The 16,394-nt window shown below is 74.9% G+C and carries 17 protein-coding genes and 1 pseudogene; 9 read left to right on the top strand and 9 right to left on the bottom strand.

The features are described 5' to 3' along the window. The first annotated feature begins 229 nt into the window (after positions 1-229). Together AB0K09_RS17330 and AB0K09_RS17325 are read left to right on the top strand one after the other, a co-directional pair. Positions 230-1,384 (top strand): histidine kinase, encoded by a 1,155-nt coding sequence (locus tag AB0K09_RS17330; RefSeq protein WP_366066222.1) that lies wholly within the window; start codon positions 230-232, stop codon positions 1,382-1,384. Next, complete coding sequence (locus tag AB0K09_RS17325) at positions 1,381-2,043, top strand: response regulator transcription factor (protein ID WP_366066221.1); 663 nt, start codon at positions 1,381-1,383, stop codon at positions 2,041-2,043. The genes AB0K09_RS17330 and AB0K09_RS17325 overlap by 4 nt, the downstream gene beginning before the upstream one ends. 9 nt (positions 2,044-2,052) lie before the next feature. Here AB0K09_RS17325 and AB0K09_RS17320 read toward each other — a convergent pair. From AB0K09_RS17320 to AB0K09_RS17300, 5 genes and pseudogenes are all read right to left on the bottom strand, one after another. Then, positions 2,053-2,282: pseudogene (locus AB0K09_RS17320) on the bottom strand (transposase); the annotation flags it as partial. Positions 2,283-2,615: 333 nt separating this feature from the next. Next, on the bottom strand, positions 2,616-3,059 hold the full coding sequence (locus AB0K09_RS17315) for an ester cyclase (protein WP_366066219.1): 444 nt from the start codon (positions 3,057-3,059) through the stop codon (positions 2,616-2,618). 261 nt (positions 3,060-3,320) lie between these two features. Beyond that, positions 3,321-4,478: an acetyl-CoA C-acetyltransferase gene (locus AB0K09_RS17310; protein WP_366066218.1), complete on the bottom strand. Its 1,158-nt coding sequence runs from the start codon at positions 4,476-4,478 to the stop codon at positions 3,321-3,323. A gap of 12 nt (positions 4,479-4,490) precedes the next feature. Further along, on the bottom strand, positions 4,491-5,135 hold the full coding sequence (locus AB0K09_RS17305; protein WP_366066217.1) for a TetR/AcrR family transcriptional regulator: 645 nt from the start codon (positions 5,133-5,135) through the stop codon (positions 4,491-4,493). A gap of 14 nt (positions 5,136-5,149) precedes the next feature. Then, the gene (locus tag AB0K09_RS17300; RefSeq protein WP_366066216.1) at positions 5,150-5,950 is read right to left on the bottom strand and encodes an SDR family oxidoreductase; all 801 of its coding nucleotides are present in this window, start codon (positions 5,948-5,950) and stop codon (positions 5,150-5,152) included. Between the two features lie 44 nt (positions 5,951-5,994). Between AB0K09_RS17300 and AB0K09_RS17295 the strand changes: the two genes are divergently transcribed. The 4 genes from AB0K09_RS17295 (at position 5,995) to AB0K09_RS17280 (ending at position 9,739) form a co-directional block, all read left to right on the top strand. Further along, the gene (locus tag AB0K09_RS17295; protein ID WP_366066215.1) at positions 5,995-6,888 is read left to right on the top strand and encodes an enoyl-CoA hydratase; all 894 of its coding nucleotides are present in this window, start codon (positions 5,995-5,997) and stop codon (positions 6,886-6,888) included. After that, positions 6,888-8,039 (top strand): acyl-CoA dehydrogenase family protein, encoded by a 1,152-nt coding sequence (locus tag AB0K09_RS17290; RefSeq protein ID WP_366066214.1) that lies wholly within the window; start codon positions 6,888-6,890, stop codon positions 8,037-8,039. The genes AB0K09_RS17295 and AB0K09_RS17290 overlap by 1 nt, the downstream gene beginning before the upstream one ends. Then, on the top strand, positions 8,036-9,022 hold the full coding sequence (locus tag AB0K09_RS17285; protein WP_366066213.1) for an acyl-CoA dehydrogenase family protein: 987 nt from the start codon (positions 8,036-8,038) through the stop codon (positions 9,020-9,022). Before AB0K09_RS17290 ends, AB0K09_RS17285 begins: the two co-directional genes overlap by 4 nt. Positions 9,023-9,232: 210 nt before the next feature. Next, entirely contained in the window at positions 9,233-9,739 is a 507-nt protein-coding gene (locus AB0K09_RS17280; protein ID WP_366066212.1) for a MarR family transcriptional regulator, read from the top strand. A 19-nt stretch (positions 9,740-9,758) separates the two neighbouring features. On the opposite strand, the gene AB0K09_RS17275 is transcribed toward AB0K09_RS17280, so the two are convergent. The 4 genes from AB0K09_RS17275 to AB0K09_RS17260 form a co-directional block, all read right to left on the bottom strand. Further along, positions 9,759-10,304, bottom strand: coding sequence for a hypothetical protein (locus AB0K09_RS17275; RefSeq protein ID WP_366066211.1), 546 nt, complete (start codon positions 10,302-10,304; stop codon positions 9,759-9,761). Continuing rightward, positions 10,301-11,770 carry an ATP-binding protein gene (locus AB0K09_RS17270; protein WP_366066210.1) on the bottom strand — a complete coding sequence of 490 codons (1,470 nt, stop codon included), beginning with the start codon at positions 11,768-11,770 and terminating at the stop codon, positions 10,301-10,303. Before AB0K09_RS17270 ends, AB0K09_RS17275 begins: the two co-directional genes overlap by 4 nt. Positions 11,771-11,789: 19 nt before the next feature. After that, on the bottom strand, positions 11,790-12,491 hold the full coding sequence (locus AB0K09_RS17265) for a response regulator transcription factor (RefSeq protein ID WP_366066209.1): 702 nt from the start codon (positions 12,489-12,491) through the stop codon (positions 11,790-11,792). 118 nt (positions 12,492-12,609) lie between these two features. Continuing rightward, positions 12,610-13,353, bottom strand: coding sequence for a PaaX family transcriptional regulator C-terminal domain-containing protein (locus AB0K09_RS17260; protein WP_366066208.1), 744 nt, complete (start codon positions 13,351-13,353; stop codon positions 12,610-12,612). A 102-nt stretch (positions 13,354-13,455) separates the two neighbouring features. On the opposite strand from AB0K09_RS17260, the gene AB0K09_RS17255 reads away from it, so the two are divergent. From AB0K09_RS17255 to AB0K09_RS17245, 3 genes are all read left to right on the top strand, one after another. Then, on the top strand, positions 13,456-15,102 hold the full coding sequence (locus AB0K09_RS17255; RefSeq protein ID WP_366066207.1) for an acyl-CoA dehydrogenase family protein: 1,647 nt from the start codon (positions 13,456-13,458) through the stop codon (positions 15,100-15,102). Beyond that, positions 15,099-15,878 (top strand): crotonase/enoyl-CoA hydratase family protein, encoded by a 780-nt coding sequence (locus AB0K09_RS17250; RefSeq protein ID WP_366066206.1) that lies wholly within the window; start codon positions 15,099-15,101, stop codon positions 15,876-15,878. Before AB0K09_RS17255 ends, AB0K09_RS17250 begins: the two co-directional genes overlap by 4 nt. A gap of 96 nt (positions 15,879-15,974) precedes the next feature. Beyond that, on the top strand, positions 15,975-16,394 hold a 420-nt coding region (locus AB0K09_RS17245; RefSeq protein ID WP_366066205.1), incomplete at its 3' end, for a hypothetical protein.

Genomic DNA, 16,394 nt, shown 5'->3' with positions numbered 1-16,394 from the left:
GGTCGCAACCCGGGCGGGCCGCGGTGCGACCGGAGTGGCAACCGGTCACGCCCGTCCGGCGGCCGCTCTGCGACCGCGGGAGGTGGTGGGCCTCCTCCTGTAGTCGTACCCCGGCAGGGTGCGGTCGGACGGTGGGCTCATGCGCGCCGCCGCCCCCGCGGCCTAGGCTCCGGCTGTACGCGCTGACGGTCCCGGTCGGGCCGCCACGACGACCGATCGACGGGGAGATGTGACAGTGCGCCACCGGGACCGGGTACCGCCCCTGGTGTGGGACGCGGCGCTGCCGATCCTTCTCCTCCTCAACGTCGTGACCGCCTACCCGGCGCAGGAGCTGCCGGTGGCTGCGGCGCTCACCGCCGCCCTGGCGCTCCCCCTGCTGTGGCGGCGCCGGGCCCCGCTCGCGGTGTTCGGCGCCGTGGCGGCCGCGGCCTTCGTCCAGTGGCTGATGGACGTCCAACTGCCCGCGGACATCGCCCTGCTGGTGGCCCTCTACACGGCGGCCGCGCACACAGACCGGCGCGGCACGCTTCTCGCCGGTGCCGTCGTGGAGGGCGGAGCCGTGCTGGCCTGCCTGCGCTGGGCACCGGACGGCGCGTTCCTGACCCCCTTCGTCGCGCTCTCCGCGACGGTCGTCGCAGCCGCCGTCCTCGGGGTGAACGTGCGGACCAGCCGGGCCTACCTCGCCGCCGTGCAGGAACGGGCCGAACGGCTGGCGCTGCACCAGGAGCAGCAGGCACGACTGGCCGTCGCCGAGGAGCGGGCCCGGATCACCCGCGAGATGCACGACATCGTCACCCACAACCTGTCCGTCATGGTCGCGCTCACCGACGCCGCCGTCTACGCCCAGCACAGGTCCCCGGACCGGGCCACCACCGCGATGCTGCAGATCTCCGAGACGGGCCGGCAGGCGCTGACCGACATGCGGCGCTCGCTGGGCGTCCTGCGGACCGGCGAGCGGGACGCGGAGCGCCACCCGCCGCCCGGCATCGCCCAGCTGGAGGCCCTCGCCGACCAGATGGGCGCCGCCGGGCTGCCGACCCGCCTGGAGGTCCGCGGCAACCACACCCACGTCCCCGCCACCGCACAACTCACCGTCTACCGTCTGGTGCAGGAAGCCTTGACCAACACCCTCAAGCACACACCCGCCGGCACCCGCGCGACGGTCCTGGTCGAGTGCTCGGCCCAGGCCGTCGGCGTGGACGTCACCGACAGCGGCCCCCGCCCGGGGCGGCCCGCCGCCGCACCGCCCGGCCACGGCATCCCCGGCATGCGCGAGCGCGCGGCCGCCTACGGGGGGACGCTGCAGGCCGGACCGCTTCCGGGCGGCGGCTGGGGCGTCCGTACCCGATTCCTTCTCAACGGCGGCGGGGCGGCCGCCGCATGACGATCCGCGTCCTGATCGCCGACGACGAGGCGCTGCTCCGGATGGCCTTCGGCACGGTCCTGGAGGCCCAGCCCGACATGACACCGGTCGGCGAGGCCGCGGACGGCGCCCAGGCCGTCCGCCTCGCCCGGGAGCTGCGGCCCGATGTCGTCCTCATGGACGTCCGGATGCCCGGGACGGACGGGATCGAGGCGACCCGACAGGTCGTCGAGGTCTCCCCGCAGAGCAGAGTGCTGATCCTGACCACCTTCGACCTGGACGCGTACGCCTTCGCCGGTCTCGCCGCCGGAGCCTCGGGCTTCCTGCTGAAGAACACCAGGCCGGAGGAGTTGCTCACCGCGATCCGTAACGTCGCGGCGGGCGACGCGGTGCTCTCCCCGCGGATCACCCGGCGCCTGCTGGAGGACTTCCGTCCGCACCTGCCCGACGGCGGCGCCGCCGTCCGCGACGAGCGGCTGGACCGGCTGAGCGCCCGTGAGCGCGAGGTGCTCGTCGAGGTCGGCCGCGGCTCGTCCAACGCCGAGATCGCGGCCGCGCTGTACCTCGCGGAGGCGACCGTGAAGTCCCATCTGGGGCGGATCCTGCACAAGCTCGAACTCCGCGACCGGATCCAGGCCGTGGTCTTCGCCCACGACAACCACCTGGTCCGCCCAGCCTGAGCTTGTGCTTTATCCACCGGCCCTTGAGCGTTCTTTGATGCTCTCGGGCCGTTTGACGGACTTGCCGGCGTTGTGCGGGTGGCGGGGTGTCGATTCTTGGAGCCGGGAGGGCGGCCGGGGCCTGCCCGGGAGGGCTTCGGTGCACGAGCCGGGCAGGTCAAGTGTGGGCGGAGGTTCCTGAACCCCCGGCGGACACGGGCTGGGGTCAGCCGGCCGGGCTGAGCGGGTCGCTCCCAGGGATGTCAGGTCGGTAGCCTGCGCATCCACCGCCCCGGGGCACCAGCCCGCACACCGATACCGCTGTCACCCGCAGGGGCGGCCCGGCCTCATGGAGGAGGCTGGATTCTCACACCTTTCCGCTTGTCAACGCGCGGATCAGGTCCTTACGGATGGCGTCGAGGGGGGTCAGAGACGGTTGCCAGGCAGGCACCGCCAGGTGCCTTCAAGCTCGTCGGGTCCTTCATGCAGGCTTGGCGTCGCGCCGCCGCATCGGCAGCGACCTGGTCGGGCGTCAGCACCCTGTGACTGGCACCTTCCGCCTCCGGATAGACGCACACGACACGAGACAGGATTCAGCCCTCTTCCGACGCGTCCGGACCGAGCGGGGGAACGACGCCGAGCTGCTGGAGGAAGGACAGGAGGTCCTTGTCGGACCACTTCTCCGCGAGCTTGCCGTTCTCGATGCGGTGGATCACCGTCGCCGTCATCGTCAGCTGGTGTCCGGTGGCCGGAATGCCGGGCAGGTCGCCCTCGTGGACGCCGCGGCAGAGCAGCCTCGTGACGACCTTGTCGCCTTCCGCGACCTGATCCTGGATCTCGTGCGTACCGGGTGTCGCCTCCCAGAAGAGCCGGAAGGACTGCCGCAGGCCTTCGAGACCGGATGTGAATCCCGGGAACGGCGGCGGCGAGTGGTCGAGGTAGTCCTCGGCCACGAGCTCGTCCAGAGCGGCCAGATTGCCCTGGTCGATCTCCTCGTAGAAGCGGCGGACGAGCCTCTTGTTCTCCTCGATGGACATGGGCAGGACACCGACCCTTCTCCGTGCTCCGACGACACGCCCCGGCGCTCGGGCGGCACGCCCGGACGACGCGGAGTCTGCCGGGCGGGAGGGCCGGCGGGTGGCGACACGCCCAGGCGGCCGGCGAGATCACCCGCCCGGGCCGTGGGAGGACCCGCTGGTCGACGCCGGGTTCGTCGTGGAGGACGTCGCCCTGCTGTCCGCGCCGGGACCGGGCAACGCCTGCGCAGCAGTCCGTGGTTCAGGGGAACACGAAGTGGGTCACAGCCGTTCGATCACCGTCACGTTCGCCTGCCCGCCTCCCTCGCACATCGTCTGCAGGCCGTACCGGCCGCCCGTGCGCTCCAGTTCGTGCAGCAGGGTGGTCATCAGACGGGCGCCCGTCGCGCCGAGGGGGTGACCGAGGGCGATGGCCCCGCCGTTGACGTTGACGCGGGCGGGGTCGGCGCCGGTCTCCTTCAGCCAGGCGAGGACGACCGGCGCGAAGGCCTCGTTGATCTCGACGAGGTCGATGTCGGCCAGGGTGAGGCCGCTCCGCTTCAGGGCGTGCGCCGTGGCCGGGATGGGCGCGGTGAGCATGCGGATGGGGTCCTCGCCCCGGACCGAGAGGTGGTGGATCCGGGCGCGGGGCGTGAGCCCGTGGTCGCGCACGGCGCGTTCGCTCGCCAGCAGCAGGGCGGCGGCGCCGTCGGAGATCTGCGAGGAGACCGCGGCCGTCAGACGCCCGCCGGGTACGACCGGGCGGAGGGCGGCCATCTTCTCCAGGGTGGTGTCGCGGCGCGGCCCCTCGTCGGCCGTGACGTCGCCGTAGGGGACGATCTCCCGGTCGAAGCGGCCCTCGTCGGCGGCCCGGACCGCCCTGTGGTGGGAGAGCAGCGCGAACTCCTCCATCGCGGCCCGGGTGATGCCCCACTGGTCGGCGATCGTCTCCGCGCCGTGGAACTGGTCGACGGGCCGGTCACCGTAACGGGCGCGCCAGCCGCGGGAGCCGGCGAACGGGCCGCCGGTCAGTCCCAGCGGTTCGGCGGCACGGTGGAAGGCGTAGCCGATGGGGACCTGGGACATGCTCTGCGTCCCGCCGGCCACGACGAGGTCCTGAGTGCCGGAGAGCACGGCCTGGGCGGCGAAGTGGACGGCCTGCTGGCCGGAGCCGCACTGCCGGTCGACGGTGACACCGGGGACCTCCTCGGGCAGTCCGGCGGCCAGCCAGCTGGTGCGGGCGATGTCACCGGCCTGCGGCCCGACCGTGTCGAGGCAGCCGAGGACGACGTCGTCGACGGCGGCCGGGTCGACGCCCGCGCGCTCGACGGCGGCACGCAGGACGTGCGCGCCCAGGTCGGCGGGGTGCGCGGCGGCGAGGGCGCCGCCGCGCCGGCCGACGGGTGTGCGGACTGCCGTGACGATGTATGCCTCGGCCATGACGGCCCTCCCTCACGGGGGCGGAAGTCGGTCCCGTACGGCGATGCCGTCCAGGACCATCGACAGGTACTGCCGTGCGATCTCCTCGGGGGCGTGCCGGCCGTCCGGCCGGTACCAGGAGGCGGCGACCCACACGGTGTCGCGCAGGAAGCGGTAGGTGAGCCGGGCGTCGAGGTCGGCGCGGAAGGCGCCGTCGGCCACGCCGCGCCGCAGGGTGCCGAGCCAGGCGCGCTCGAACTTGCGCTGCGACTCGGCGAGGTAGCCGAACCGGGGCCGGCCGGCCAGGTGGCCGGACTCCTTCTGGTAGATGGCGACGGCGGCGCGGTGCCGGTCGATCTGCCGGAAGGACTCGGTGACCAGGGCCTGAAGGGTCTGCCTGGCGTCGTCCCCGGCGGCGAGCACGGCGTCGTAGCCGGCCCAGAGGTCGTCCAGGAAGGCGGAGAGGATCTCGTCCAGCATCGACTCCTTGGAGTCGAAGTGGTAGTAGAGGCTGCCCGCGAGCATGCCCGCCTCGTCGGCGATCCGGCGGACGGTGGTGGCGCTGTAGCCCTGCGCGGCGAACACCTCGGCGGCGGTCGCGAGCAGCTCGCGGCGCCGGTCCGGGGACGGGGGTCCGGAGACGGTGTCGGCGGCGGGGGTCTTCTTGCTGATCGGCACGGTTTCATTGTCGGTCAGGCGCGCTGGCTGCTGACGGAGACGGTCTCGCCGGTCATGTACGAGGCGTAGTCGCCGGCGAGGAAGACGATGACGTTGGCGATCTCCCAGGGCTCCGCGGAGCGGCCGAACGCCTCGCGGCCGGCCAGCTCGTCGAGCAGCCCGGGATCCGTCACCCGGGCGAGGTGCGGATGGACGGCCAGGCTCGGGGAGACGGCGTTGACGCGGACCCCGTAGGCGGCGGCCTCCAGCGCGGCGCAGCGGGTGAGGGCCATGACGCCGGCCTTGGCGGCGGCGTAGTGCGCCTGGCCGCGCTGGGCGCGCCAGCCGAGGACGGAGGCGTTGTTGACGATCGCCCCGCCCGTGCCGGAGGCGCGCATGCGGCGCAGGGCGGCCCGGGTGCAGCGGAAGGTGCCGGTGAGGGTGGTGCCGAGGACCTTCTCCCACTGCTCGTCGGTCATGTCGGCGAGCTCGGCGGTGCCGCCGAGGCCGGCGTTGTTGACGAGGACGTCCAGGCAGCCGTGGCGTTCCTCGGCGAGATCGAGGAGTGCGGCGACGTCCGCCTCGTCGGTGACGTCGCAGGGCACTCCGGCCACCCGGTGGTCGCCGAACTCGGCGGCCAGCGCGGCGACGGTGTCCGTCAGCCGGCGGGCGTGGGCGTCGCCCAGGACGACGCGGGCACCTTCTTCGAGGAACCGCCGGGCCGTCGCCCCGCCGATGCCGGTGCCGGCCGCCGCGGTGACGACGGCGGTGCGGCCGGACAGCAACGCGTGGGCAGCGGGGTACGGCGGCGGGCCGCAGCCCTCGACGCTGCTCATGACCGTACGTTAACCTACCAAACACTTGTTAGGGAAGGATGGCCATGTCTTCTGTGCCCCCTGCCTCCCCCGCCCCGCCCGCCGAACCGGTGGTCCGCTACGAGCGGCTCGGCCCCGTCGCGACCGTCACCATGAACCGGCCCCGGTACCGCAACGCCCAGAACTCCGCCATGACCTATGCGCTGGACGACGCGCTGTACGAGGCGTCGGCCGACGACGGGGTGAAGGTGATCGTGCTCGCGGGGGCCGGTGACCACTTCTCCGCCGGCCATGACATCGGGACTCCGGAGCGCGACGCCGACCTTCCGCACGCGCGCCGGGCCGGGATGTGGTGGGACCACTCCCGCGAGGCGGGCGCCGAGCGTCGGCTGGCCCGGGAGGCGGAGGTGTACCTGGGCATGTGCCGGCGCTGGCGCGAGCTGCCGAAGCCGCTGGTCGCGAGCGTGCAGGGCGCCTGTGTGGCGGGCGGGCTGATGCTGGCCTGGGTGTGCGACCTGATCGTGGCCGCGGAGGACGCGTTCTTCGCCGACCCGGTCGTGCGGATGGGCATCCCCGGCGTGGAGTACTTCGCGCATCCGTGGGTGATGCCACCGCGCGTCGCCAAGGAGCTGCTCTACACCGGTGACCGGATGAGCGCGCGCCGCGCGTACGAGGTGGGCATGGTCAACCGCGTGGTACCGCGCGCCGAACTCGCCGCCGAGACGCGCGCGCTGGCGGAACGTATGGCAGGGATGCCGCGGCTGGGGCTCGCGCTCGCCAAGCGGGCCGTCAACCAGGCGGAGGACCTCCAGGGGCTGCACTCCGGTCTGGACGCCGCCTTCGCACTGCACCATCTCGCGCACGCGCACAACGCGGAGACGGCCGCCGACCCGCTCGGCGGCATGGACGTCCGGGCCATGAAGGCCGCGGACGGTGCGAGGGCCGTGCGGGACTCCTGATGGACCTCGACTTCACGCCGGAGGAGCAGTCCTTCCGCGCGGAGGCCCGCGCCTGGCTGGCGGCGCACGTGCCGCCGGTTCCGCTGCCGTCCCTGGAGACGGAGGACGGCTTCGCCCTGCACCGCGCCTGGGAGCGCACCCTGTCCGAGGGGCGCTGGTCGGCGGTCTCCTGGCCCGAGGAGTACGGCGGGCGCGGGCGCTCGCTGCTGGAGTGGCTGGTCTTCGAGGAGGAGTACTGGGCGGCGGGCGCCCCGCACCGCGTGTCCCAGAACGGTATCGGCCTGCTCGCGCCCACCCTCTTCGCACACGGCACCGAGGAGCAGCGCGCCCGCGTCCTGCCGCCGATGGCGCGCGGCGAGACGGTCTGGGCGCAGGCCTGGTCGGAGCCGGAGGCCGGCTCCGACCTCGCCGCCCTGCGGTCGACGGCGACGCGTACGGAGGGCGGCTGGCTGCTCGGCGGGGTGAAGACCTGGTCCTCGCGGGCCGCCTTCGCCGACCGCGCCTTCGGCCTCTTCCGCAGTCATCCCGGCGCGGGGCGGCCGCACCGGGGGCTGACGTACGCGATGTTCCCGCTGCGGGCGGACGGCGTGACGGTCCGGCCCGTCGGCCGGCTGGACGGTAAGCCAGCCTTCGCCGAAATCGCCCTGGACCGCGTCTTCGTGCCCGACGCGGACGTCGTCGGGGAGCCCGGGGACGGCTGGCGCGTGGCGATGAGCACGGCGGGCAGCGAACGCGGGATCGTGCTCCGCAGTCCGGGCCGCTTCACGGCCGCCGCCGCGCGCCTGACCGAGCTGTGGCACACGGTCGCCGACCCGGCGGACACGGCCCTGCGGCAGCGGGTCGCGGACGTGGCGGCCCGCGCCCGCGCGTACCGGCTGTACGGCTACGAGCAGGCGTCCAGGATCGCCGCCGGACAGCAGCCCGGCCCGGCGGCGGCCAGCCTCACCAAGGTCTTCTGGTCCGAGCTGGACCTGGCCCTGCACGAGACGGCCCTGGACCTGCTCGGCCCGGACGGCGAACTCGCGGACGGCCCCTGGCCGGAGGGCTATGTCTTCTCCCTGGCCGGGCCCGTCTACGCGGGCACGAACGAGATCCAGCGGGACGTCATCGCCGAGCGGCTGCTCGGCCTGCCGAAGGGGCGCCGCGGATGAGGTTCCTGCTGGACGCCGAGCAGACGGCCTTCGGCCGCACCCTGGACCGGATGTTCGCGGGGGCGGACACCCCCTCGGCCGTCCGGGCGTGGTCCCGCGGCGAGCACGGCCCCGGTCTCGCGCTGTGGCGCCGGGCGGCAGGCGCCGGTGTCTTCACCCTGGCCGTCCCGGTGGAGTACGGCGGTGCCGGCCTGCTGCCCGTGGAGACGGCCGTCGCCTTCGTCGAGCTGGGCCGCCACGCCGTCCCCGGGCCCCTGGCCGAGACGGTCGCGGCGAGCGTCCTGCTCGCCCGGCTGGCCGAACGGGGCACCACCGGGCCGGCCGGGACATGGCTGCCGCGCGTCTGCGCGGGCGAGGCCGTGCTGACGCTGGCCCCGCCGGGCGACGGGGCGTACGCGCTGGACGCGGACGCGGCGGACGGGGTGCTCGTCGCGCACGGCGGCGAACTGCGGCTGGCCGCCGCGCACGGCCCCGTGCGGGCGTCCCTGGACCCGGCGCGGCGGCTCGCCCGGCCGGCCCCCGGCGGCACACCGCTTGCCACCGGCCCCGGCGTCGCGGCGGCCGTCGCGCACGCGGCCGACTGGGCGGCCCTGGCGACCGCCGCGCAGGCGCTCGGGGTCGGGCACGCGCTGCTGGACCGCACGGTGGCCTACGCGCGGCAGCGCGTCCAGTTCGGGGTGCCGGTCGGTTCCTTCCAGGCGGTCAAGCACCGCCTGGCGGACGTCCTGGTGGGGCTGGAGTTCGCGCGGCCGCTGCTGTGGGGCGCGGCCGTGGCGCTCGCCGGGGGTGCGGCGGACGCGCCGGCGGACGTGGCGTGCGCGAGGACGGCGGCCGGCAACGCGGCGTACGCGGCCGCGCGGAGCGCGCTGCAGGTGCACGGCGCGATCGGGTACACGGCGGAGTACGACCTGTCGCTGTGGCTCGGCAAGGCGAGGGCCCTGCGGGCAGCCTGGGCGGGGCCGGCGCCGGTTCCGCTCCCCTGACCCACGTCCTCCGGGGCGCGCCCCGCCCCCGGGCCGCGCTCGGCGCGATGTCCTCGAGCTGCCCGGTCACCGCCGGAAGGTGACCCCGGACGGGCGGAGTCCGCGCACGCGCCACCCCCGGCACCGGGGACGGGGCCCCGGTTTCGGAACGGGCCGGGACCGGGGAAAGAACCACGCGCAAGAGCCCTCGCACCCGAGAGGATCGTCGACGTGGCCGAGGACATCGTCGCGCGCGTGCTGCGCCAGTGGCAGCAGGTCCACCCCGGGCTGGACGTCACTCCGATGGCCGTGATCGGCCGGCTCAACCGGTGTGCCGCGCTGCTGCAGCAGGCGACCGACGCGCCGCTGGTGGGCGAGGGGCTCACCCGGGCGGAGTTCGACCTCCTGGGCACGCTGCGGCGCACGGGACGCGAGCTGACGCCGGGGCAGCTCGCGCGGGAGACGTTCGCCTCCGGCGCCGCCGTCACCAAGCGGCTGCGCGTGCTGGAGGCGCGCGGCCTGGTGGGCCGCCGGGCCGACGACCGCGACCGCCGCGTGGCACACCTGTCCCTCACCCAGGCGGGCACCGAGCTCATCGACCGGCTGATTCCGCGTCAGCTGGAGTACGAGCGCGCGCTGCTGGCGGGTGTCGGGGAAGGACGCCGGCAGGAGCTGGCGGACACCCTCGCCGAGCTGCTCGTACACCTGGAGGGGCGCCTCGGCGGCCTCCAGCCGTGAGCGCCCGCCGCGCGTGACGCTACCGGGTCGGTGAGGACGAACCCGGCGGGACGAAGATCTGCCTGTTGTCGCAGGTCTGGTCGGACAGCGTCCTGCCGGCGCCGCTCAGCTGCACCTTGACCTCGTCCGGCGGCAGATCGCCCGGCACGGCGTTGTGGGCCGCCGTGCACACGAGCTGGGTGCGGCCGACGGACGGGAGGCGGGTGGGGTCGACGGGCAGCCGGATGGCGACCTGGCCCGTCGCGGTGGTGACCTGCACCTTGCCGGCCGCGATCTTCGGCAGGTCGGAGTACAGGCCGCGCATGCGCTCGGCCTCGTTGGGGCCCTGGAGCAGCAGCGGGACCGCCTCCTCCGCGGAGATCTCGCCGCCGGCCGGGCGGACGACGCCGAAGAGGCCGCCGGGGTAGGCGAAGTACAGCCGTGCCTCGGTGGCGGGCCTGCCCGGCCGTTTGACGCCGGTGGCGGGCCGGCCGACCTCCACGACCTCGGACGGTTCGATGCCGCAGCCGCTGAGGGTGACCAGCGCGGCGAGCGCGAGCAGCGCGGAGCGCGTCGCGTGCCTCATGTGTCGTCTCCTCCGGTGTCCTCTCCGGTGCGCAGGGGCAGGTCGACGGTGAAGACCGCCCCGCCACCGGGGGCGTTGGCGGCCCGTACGGTTCCCTCGTGCAGACGGACGTTCTCCAGCGTGATGGCGAGGCCCAGACCGCTGCCCTCGGAGCGGACCCGGGCGGCGTCGGCCTTGAAGAACCGGTCGAAGACGTGCGGCAGCACCTCGGGGTCGATGCCCGCGCCCCGGTCGGCGACCTCGATGAGCAGCCGGCCGCCGTCCTCGCCCGGCTCGGCCCGGGCGGTGACGCGTACCGGCGCGCCGCCGTGCTTGAGCGCGTTGCCGACGAGATTGGCGATGACGACGTCGATGCGACGCGGGTCGAGCCGGGCCCGTACGCCGCCGGGCAGGTCGGCGGTCACCTCGTCCTGCCAGCCGCGCGCCTGGAGGGTCTTGCGCACGGTCTCGGCCACGTCGACCTCGTCCAGGTGCAGGGCGGCGGCTCCGGCGTCGAAGCGGGAGATCTCCATCAGGTCCTCGACCATGCGGGCGAGCTTTCCGGTCTCCTCGCTGATGAGCCGGACGGCGTGCGCGGTGTCGGGGTCGAGGCCCGCGGCACCCTCGTCGAGGACGTCGACGACGGCGGTCATCGCGGCGAGCGGGGTGCGCAGCTCGTGGGAGACGTCGGCGGCGAAGCGCCGGGAGTTGGCCTCCATGCGGCGCAGTTCGGCGACGTTCTCCTCCAGGGCGGCGGCCATGTCGTTGAAGGTCCGCGAGAGGTCGGCGAGTTCGTCGCGGCCGGTCACCTTCAGCCGGGTGTCGAGCGCGCCGGCGGTGATCTGCTGGGTGGCGCGGCGCAGTTCGCGCACGGGTCGCAGGACGCCGCGCGCGGCGAGCAGCGCGGGCACGACGGCGAGGGCGACGGCGGGCAGGGCGCCGCTCTGGGCGGCCTGCACCAGGGCCCGCACGTTGACCTCGTCCTCGGCGAGGGGCAGCCGGGCGTACACCTCCAGGCCGGTGGTCTGGCCGCTGCCGTCGCTGTAGGTGACGGGCAGGCCGACGACCAGCCACGGGCTGCCGGCGTCGGTCACCCGCTGGAAGGCGGCGACGCCGGCGTGGACCTTCTTCTCCACGCCGGCGGGGATGGTGCCGTTCTCCGCCCGGCCGCCGGTGGCGGGGACCAGGGGGCCGTTGCGGTAGCGGACGTGCACGGCCCAGTGCTGCGGCTGGCCGGCGCGGTCGAGGCTCTGGGTGAACGCGGTCAGGTCGTCCCGGCCGGGCGGGAACGCCAGCTCGGGCACCTGGGAGTTGACCTGGGAGCGCAGGGCGTTGACGGCGGTGTCCTGGGTGCGCTTGAGGATGGCGTTGCGGGCCTCGCGGAAGGTGAGCGCCGACGTGGCGAGCGCGCTCAGGGCGGCGACCAGCAGGAAGGCCACCACGAGCCGGGCGCGCAGGCCGCGGGCGAGGGTGCGCAGGGCGTTCACCGGGCGCTCACGGGCCGGGTCACAGGGGCCCGAAGCGGTAGCCGAAGCCACGTACGGTCTGGATGTACTTCGGCTGGCGCGTGGAGTCCTCGATCTTGGTACGCAGCCGCATCACGCACGCGTCGACCAGCCGGGCGTCACCGTGGTAGCTGTGCTCCCACACGTGTTCCAGGAGCTGCTGGCGGCTGTAGACCTGGCCCGGGGTGGCCGACAGGTGCAGCAGCAGCTTCATCTCGGAGGGGGCGAGCGGCAGGTCCTTGCCGTTCCTGGAGACCAGCAGCCCGGCCCGGTCGATGGTGAGGTCGCCGTGCACCTCGGCGGGCCGCGGGGCGACCGCGTCGGGGCCGGCGCCGTCGCCGGGCGCGGCGCGGCGCAGGACGGCGCGGATGCGGGCCTCGAGCACCTCGCCGCGGGCGGGCTTGACGATGTAGTCGTCGGCGCCGGCCTCCAGGCCGAGGACGACGTCGATGTCGTCGCCGCGCGCGGTGAGCATGATGATCGGTATCTGCTGGGTGGCACGGATGCGGCGGCAGACCTCGAAGCCGCTCTTGTCGGGCAGCATCAGGTCGAGCAGCACCAGGTCGGGCCGGAAGCTCTCCAGCGCCGCGAGCCCGGCCTCGCCGGTGGGGGCGGCCTCGACCGCGTGGCCGCGGCGGCGCAGGGTGAGGGTGACCCCTTCCCGGACGGCGCGGTCGTCTTCGATCAGGAGCACGCGGGACATGGTCACCAGTATCGGTCGCATGCGTGCACGAATGCGTCCCAAGGCATGCACCGGGCTGATCTGTGACCGACTGCTCATATTCGAGGCGTTTCTTCCGGGAGTGGGCCCTGGGGCGCCCCTATCCCCCGATGTGCCGCAGCAGCAGGGCCCGGAAATCGCGGTCGAAGGCCTCGTGGCGCTCCCGCAGCCGGTCGCCGGGCCAGCCGGACGGGAGGAGGGGCGCCGGGAGGACGGGGTCCGCGAGGAGGTGTCGGAGGACGGCCGCCGAGACGGTGAAGCGCTCGGCGAGGGGGCCGGGGGCGGCCGCGTCGAGGGCCGCCTCCAGGGCGCGGGCGTGCCCGGCCCAGCCGGGCAGGTCCCAGAGCGCGGCCGCGAGCCGGACGGGGTCGCCCTCGGGCGCGCCGGTGAACAAGGCGCACTGCTCGGTCACCACCGCCGGTCTCGCCGTCCGCACCAGATTGGCGGGCCGCAGCCAGCAGCCCTCGCGCAGCTCAGCCAGCCGCAGGGCGGCCATGGCCTGGCGCAGGGCGGCGCGGTCGGGGGCGGCGCGGCGCTCGCCGGCGACGACGGCGATCTCCCAGCCGCCGTCCCAGGCGCGGGTGCGGGGGGCCCGGCTGTCGTCCTGCCGGGCCTGCCGGGCCAGGAGCCGGTCGGTGAGCCGGTACGTGCCGTCACGCTGCTCCAGGTCGCCGGCGGCGACCATCCGGGTCAGCGCCGTGCGGACGGTGCCCTCGGCGGTGCCGAAGAGCTCTCCGACCCGGACGAGGGCGCGGGCGGGCAGCGCGGGCGGGTGGTGGCCGAGCAGCGTGGACAGCACAATCGAGCGCGCGGTCAGCGGCGGCAGGGAAAGCGAGTCATCCATGGCTGACGAAACCCTATCCATTACAGTCTCGCATCACGCATCATGAAAATGTAATGCCGTAGCTCTGCCGTCACCCTGCCGCAGCTCGCCCCGGAGGCCGCCGTGAGCGCCACACACGAAGTGTTCAACCAGGCCCCGCCCCTGACCGGCTTCTCCACCGCCGACGACCCGGCCCTGCTGGAGGCCCTGCGGCGGGACGGCGCCGGCTGGGGCGAGACGGAGGTCCGCGCGCTCGGGGCGCGGGCCGGCTCGGAGGAGGTGCAGGAGTGGGCGCGGGCGGCCGAGGCGTACCCGCCGGTGCTGCGCACCCACGACCGCTTCGGCAACCGCGTCGACGAGGTCGACTTCCATCCCGCCTGGCACCGGCTGATGGCCGAGGCGGTGGGCAGCGGCCAGCACGCCGCGCCCTGGGCGGAGCCGCGCCCGGGGGCCCACCTGCTGCGCGCCGCGAAGTTCTACGTCTGGGCGCAGGCGGAGCCCGGCCACGGCTGCCCGATCTCGATGACGTACGCCGCCGTGCCCGCCCTGCGGGCCCAGCCCGAGCTCGCGGCCGTCTACGAGCCGCTGCTCGCGGCGCGGACGTACGACTACGGACTGCGCCCGCCGCTCGGCAAGCGCGGCCTGATCGCCGGCATGTCGATGACGGAGAAGCAGGGCGGCTCGGACGTGCGGGCGAACACCACGCGGGCGGTGCCCACGGGCGAGGGCTCGTACGTCGTGACCGGGCACAAGTGGTTCACCTCGGCGCCGATGAGCGACGTCTTCCTCGTCCTGGCCCAGGCGGACGAGGGGCTGACCTGCTTCCTGATGCCGCGCGTGCTGCCCGACGGCACGCGCAACGCCATGCGGCTCCAGCGGCTGAAGGACAAGCTCGGCAACCGCTCCAACGCCTCGGCGGAGATCGAGTACGAGCAGGCCGTGGCCTGGCGGGTGGGCGAGCCGGGGCGCGGGGTGCGCACGATCGTCGAGATGGTCAACATGACCCGGCTCGACTGCGTCCTCGGTTCGGCGGCCGGTATGCGGGCCGGGCTGCGGCAGGCCCTGCACCACGCCGCGCACCGGCGGGCGTTCGGGGCCGAGCTCGTCGACCAGCCGCTCATGCGCAACGTCCTCGCCGACCTCGCCGTGGAGTCCGAGGCCGCGACCGTGCTCGCCATGCGGCTCGCCGCGGCGCTGGACCGCTCCGAGGCGGGCGACGCCGCGGAGTCGGCCCTGCGCAGGCTCGCCCTGGCCGCGGGCAAGTACTGGGTGTGCAAGCGCGGCAGCGCGCACGCCGCCGAGGCGCTGGAGTGCCTGGGCGGCAACGGCTATGTGGAGGAGTCCGGCATGCCCCGGCTCTACCGGGAGGCGCCGCTGCTGTCCATCTGGGAGGGCTCGGGCAACGTGGCGGCCCTGGACGTGCTGCGGGCGCTGACGCGGGAACCTGCCTCGCTGGAGGCCTACTTCGCCGAGGTGGCCCTGGCCGCCGGGGCGGATCCCCGGCTGGACGCCGCCGTGGCGCGCCTGCGCGCGCTGCTCGGCGAGCTCTCCGACCCGCACCGGGCCCAGGTGCTCGCGCGCCGCCTCGCCGAGCAGCTCACCCTCGTCCTCCAGGGCAGCCTGCTCGTCCGGCACAGCCCCCCGGCCGTCGCCGACGCCTTCTGCGCCTCCCGGCTCGGCGGGGACTGGGGCGGGGCGTTCGGCACCCTGCCGGCCGGCACGGACCCGGGGCCGGTCCTGGAGCGGGTGCTGATCAAGGACGCCCGGTGACAACGGCCGTCCGCACCGAGCGCGACGGGCCGGTGACGACCGTCGTGCTCTCCCGTCCGGAGGTGCGCAACGCCGTGGACGGGCCCACGGCCGCGGCGCTCGCCGACGCCTTCCGGGCGTTCGAGGCGGACGACACGGCGCGGGTGGCGGTGCTGTGGGGAGAGGGCGGTACCTTCTGCGCCGGGGCCGATCTCAAGGCGTACGGCACCGGGCGCGGCAATCGGGTCGCGGCCGGCGGCGACGGGCCCATGGGCCCCACGCGGCTGGTCCTCTCGAAGCCGGTCGTCGCCGCGGTGAGCGGTCATGCGGTCGCGGGCGGGCTGGAGTTGGCGCTCTGGTGCGATCTGCGGGTGGCGGAGGAGGACGCCGTCCTCGGCGTCTTCTGCCGCCGCTGGGGCGTGCCGCTGATCGACGGCGGCACGGTCCGGCTCCCCCGGCTGATCGGCACGAGCCGGGCCATGGACCTCGTCCTCACGGGCCGCCCGGTGCCGGCCGCGGAGGCGTACACGATCGGGCTCGTCAACCGGCTGGTGCCGGCGGGGCGGGCCCGCGCGGAGGCCGAACGGCTGGCCGCGGAGATCGCCCGCTTCCCGCAGGCGTGCCTGCGCACCGACCGGGCCTCGCTCCTCGCCCAGGAGGGACTGACCGAGGCCGAGGCCCTGCGCACCGAACTGCGATACGGGCAAGAGGCGTTGACCGAGGCCGCCGAGGGGGTGGCCCGGTTCGCACGGGGAGCCGGACGTCACGGCTCCTTCGGCCTGCCCAACTCCGCCTAAACACCGGGACGGTGGACCGGCGCCGTTTTCAGCCCATCGGAGGAATCCGGTGGTGATCCCGGCTGGATGCGGACGTGGGCGTACAGGCTGTTCCGCGTGAGGGGATGGCTGAGAAGTGGATGTCTGACGGCGGCGGGCGCGGCCGCGGTGTTCGCGTTCGCCGGCGAGGCGCACGCGGACGACCTGGGGGCCCACGCCACGGCCGGCAGGGCACCGGTGACCGCTCACGTCACCCGGCTGCCGCATCTGCTGCCCGACCATCCCCCGTCGCACGTCCGCGCGTCCGCGGCGCGCGGAGCCGTCCGGGCGAACGTCGTCGACAACGGCAAGGGCTGTCTGGACGTCACCGCGCACGTCCTGTCCGTCGGCGGGCACGTGTGGCTGACCTGCCCCGGGACGGCCCCGGCCGCGCCCGCCGCGCCGGCTCCCGCCCCGGCCCCGGCCGCACCCGCGCCCCCCGCCGCGGGGGCGCCGGGCGGAGCGGGCGCCGGTGGCGCCGGTGGTGGTGCCGGAGGT

This window comes from Streptomyces sp. NPDC049577, assembly GCF_040675635.1.
Classification (GTDB): domain Bacteria; phylum Actinomycetota; class Actinomycetes; order Streptomycetales; family Streptomycetaceae; genus Streptomyces.
Note: the sequence above shows the minus strand (reverse complement) of the source record. Positions and strands in the feature narration are given on the sequence as shown.

Excerpts from the sequence above, each read along its gene's own strand:
- AB0K09_RS17315 (WP_366066219.1), bottom strand. The coding sequence starts at position 3,059 with ATGTCCATCGAGGAGAACAAGAGGCTCGTCCGCCGCTTCTACGAGGAG.
- AB0K09_RS17290 (WP_366066214.1), top strand. The coding sequence starts at position 6,888 with ATGGACCTCGACTTCACGCCGGAGGAGCAGTCCTTCCGCGCGGAGGCC.
- AB0K09_RS17275 (WP_366066211.1), bottom strand. The coding sequence starts at position 10,304 with ATGAGGCACGCGACGCGCTCCGCGCTGCTCGCGCTCGCCGCGCTGGTC.
- AB0K09_RS17300 (WP_366066216.1), bottom strand. The coding sequence starts at position 5,950 with ATGAGCAGCGTCGAGGGCTGCGGCCCGCCGCCGTACCCCGCTGCCCAC.
- AB0K09_RS17310 (WP_366066218.1), bottom strand. The coding sequence starts at position 4,478 with ATGGCCGAGGCATACATCGTCACGGCAGTCCGCACACCCGTCGGCCGG.
- AB0K09_RS17260 (WP_366066208.1), bottom strand. The coding sequence starts at position 13,353 with ATGGATGACTCGCTTTCCCTGCCGCCGCTGACCGCGCGCTCGATTGTG.
- AB0K09_RS17295 (WP_366066215.1), top strand. The coding sequence starts at position 5,995 with ATGTCTTCTGTGCCCCCTGCCTCCCCCGCCCCGCCCGCCGAACCGGTG.
- AB0K09_RS17325 (WP_366066221.1), top strand. The coding sequence starts at position 1,381 with ATGACGATCCGCGTCCTGATCGCCGACGACGAGGCGCTGCTCCGGATG.
- AB0K09_RS17265 (WP_366066209.1), bottom strand. The coding sequence starts at position 12,491 with ATGTCCCGCGTGCTCCTGATCGAAGACGACCGCGCCGTCCGGGAAGGG.
- AB0K09_RS17285 (WP_366066213.1), top strand. The coding sequence starts at position 8,036 with ATGAGGTTCCTGCTGGACGCCGAGCAGACGGCCTTCGGCCGCACCCTG.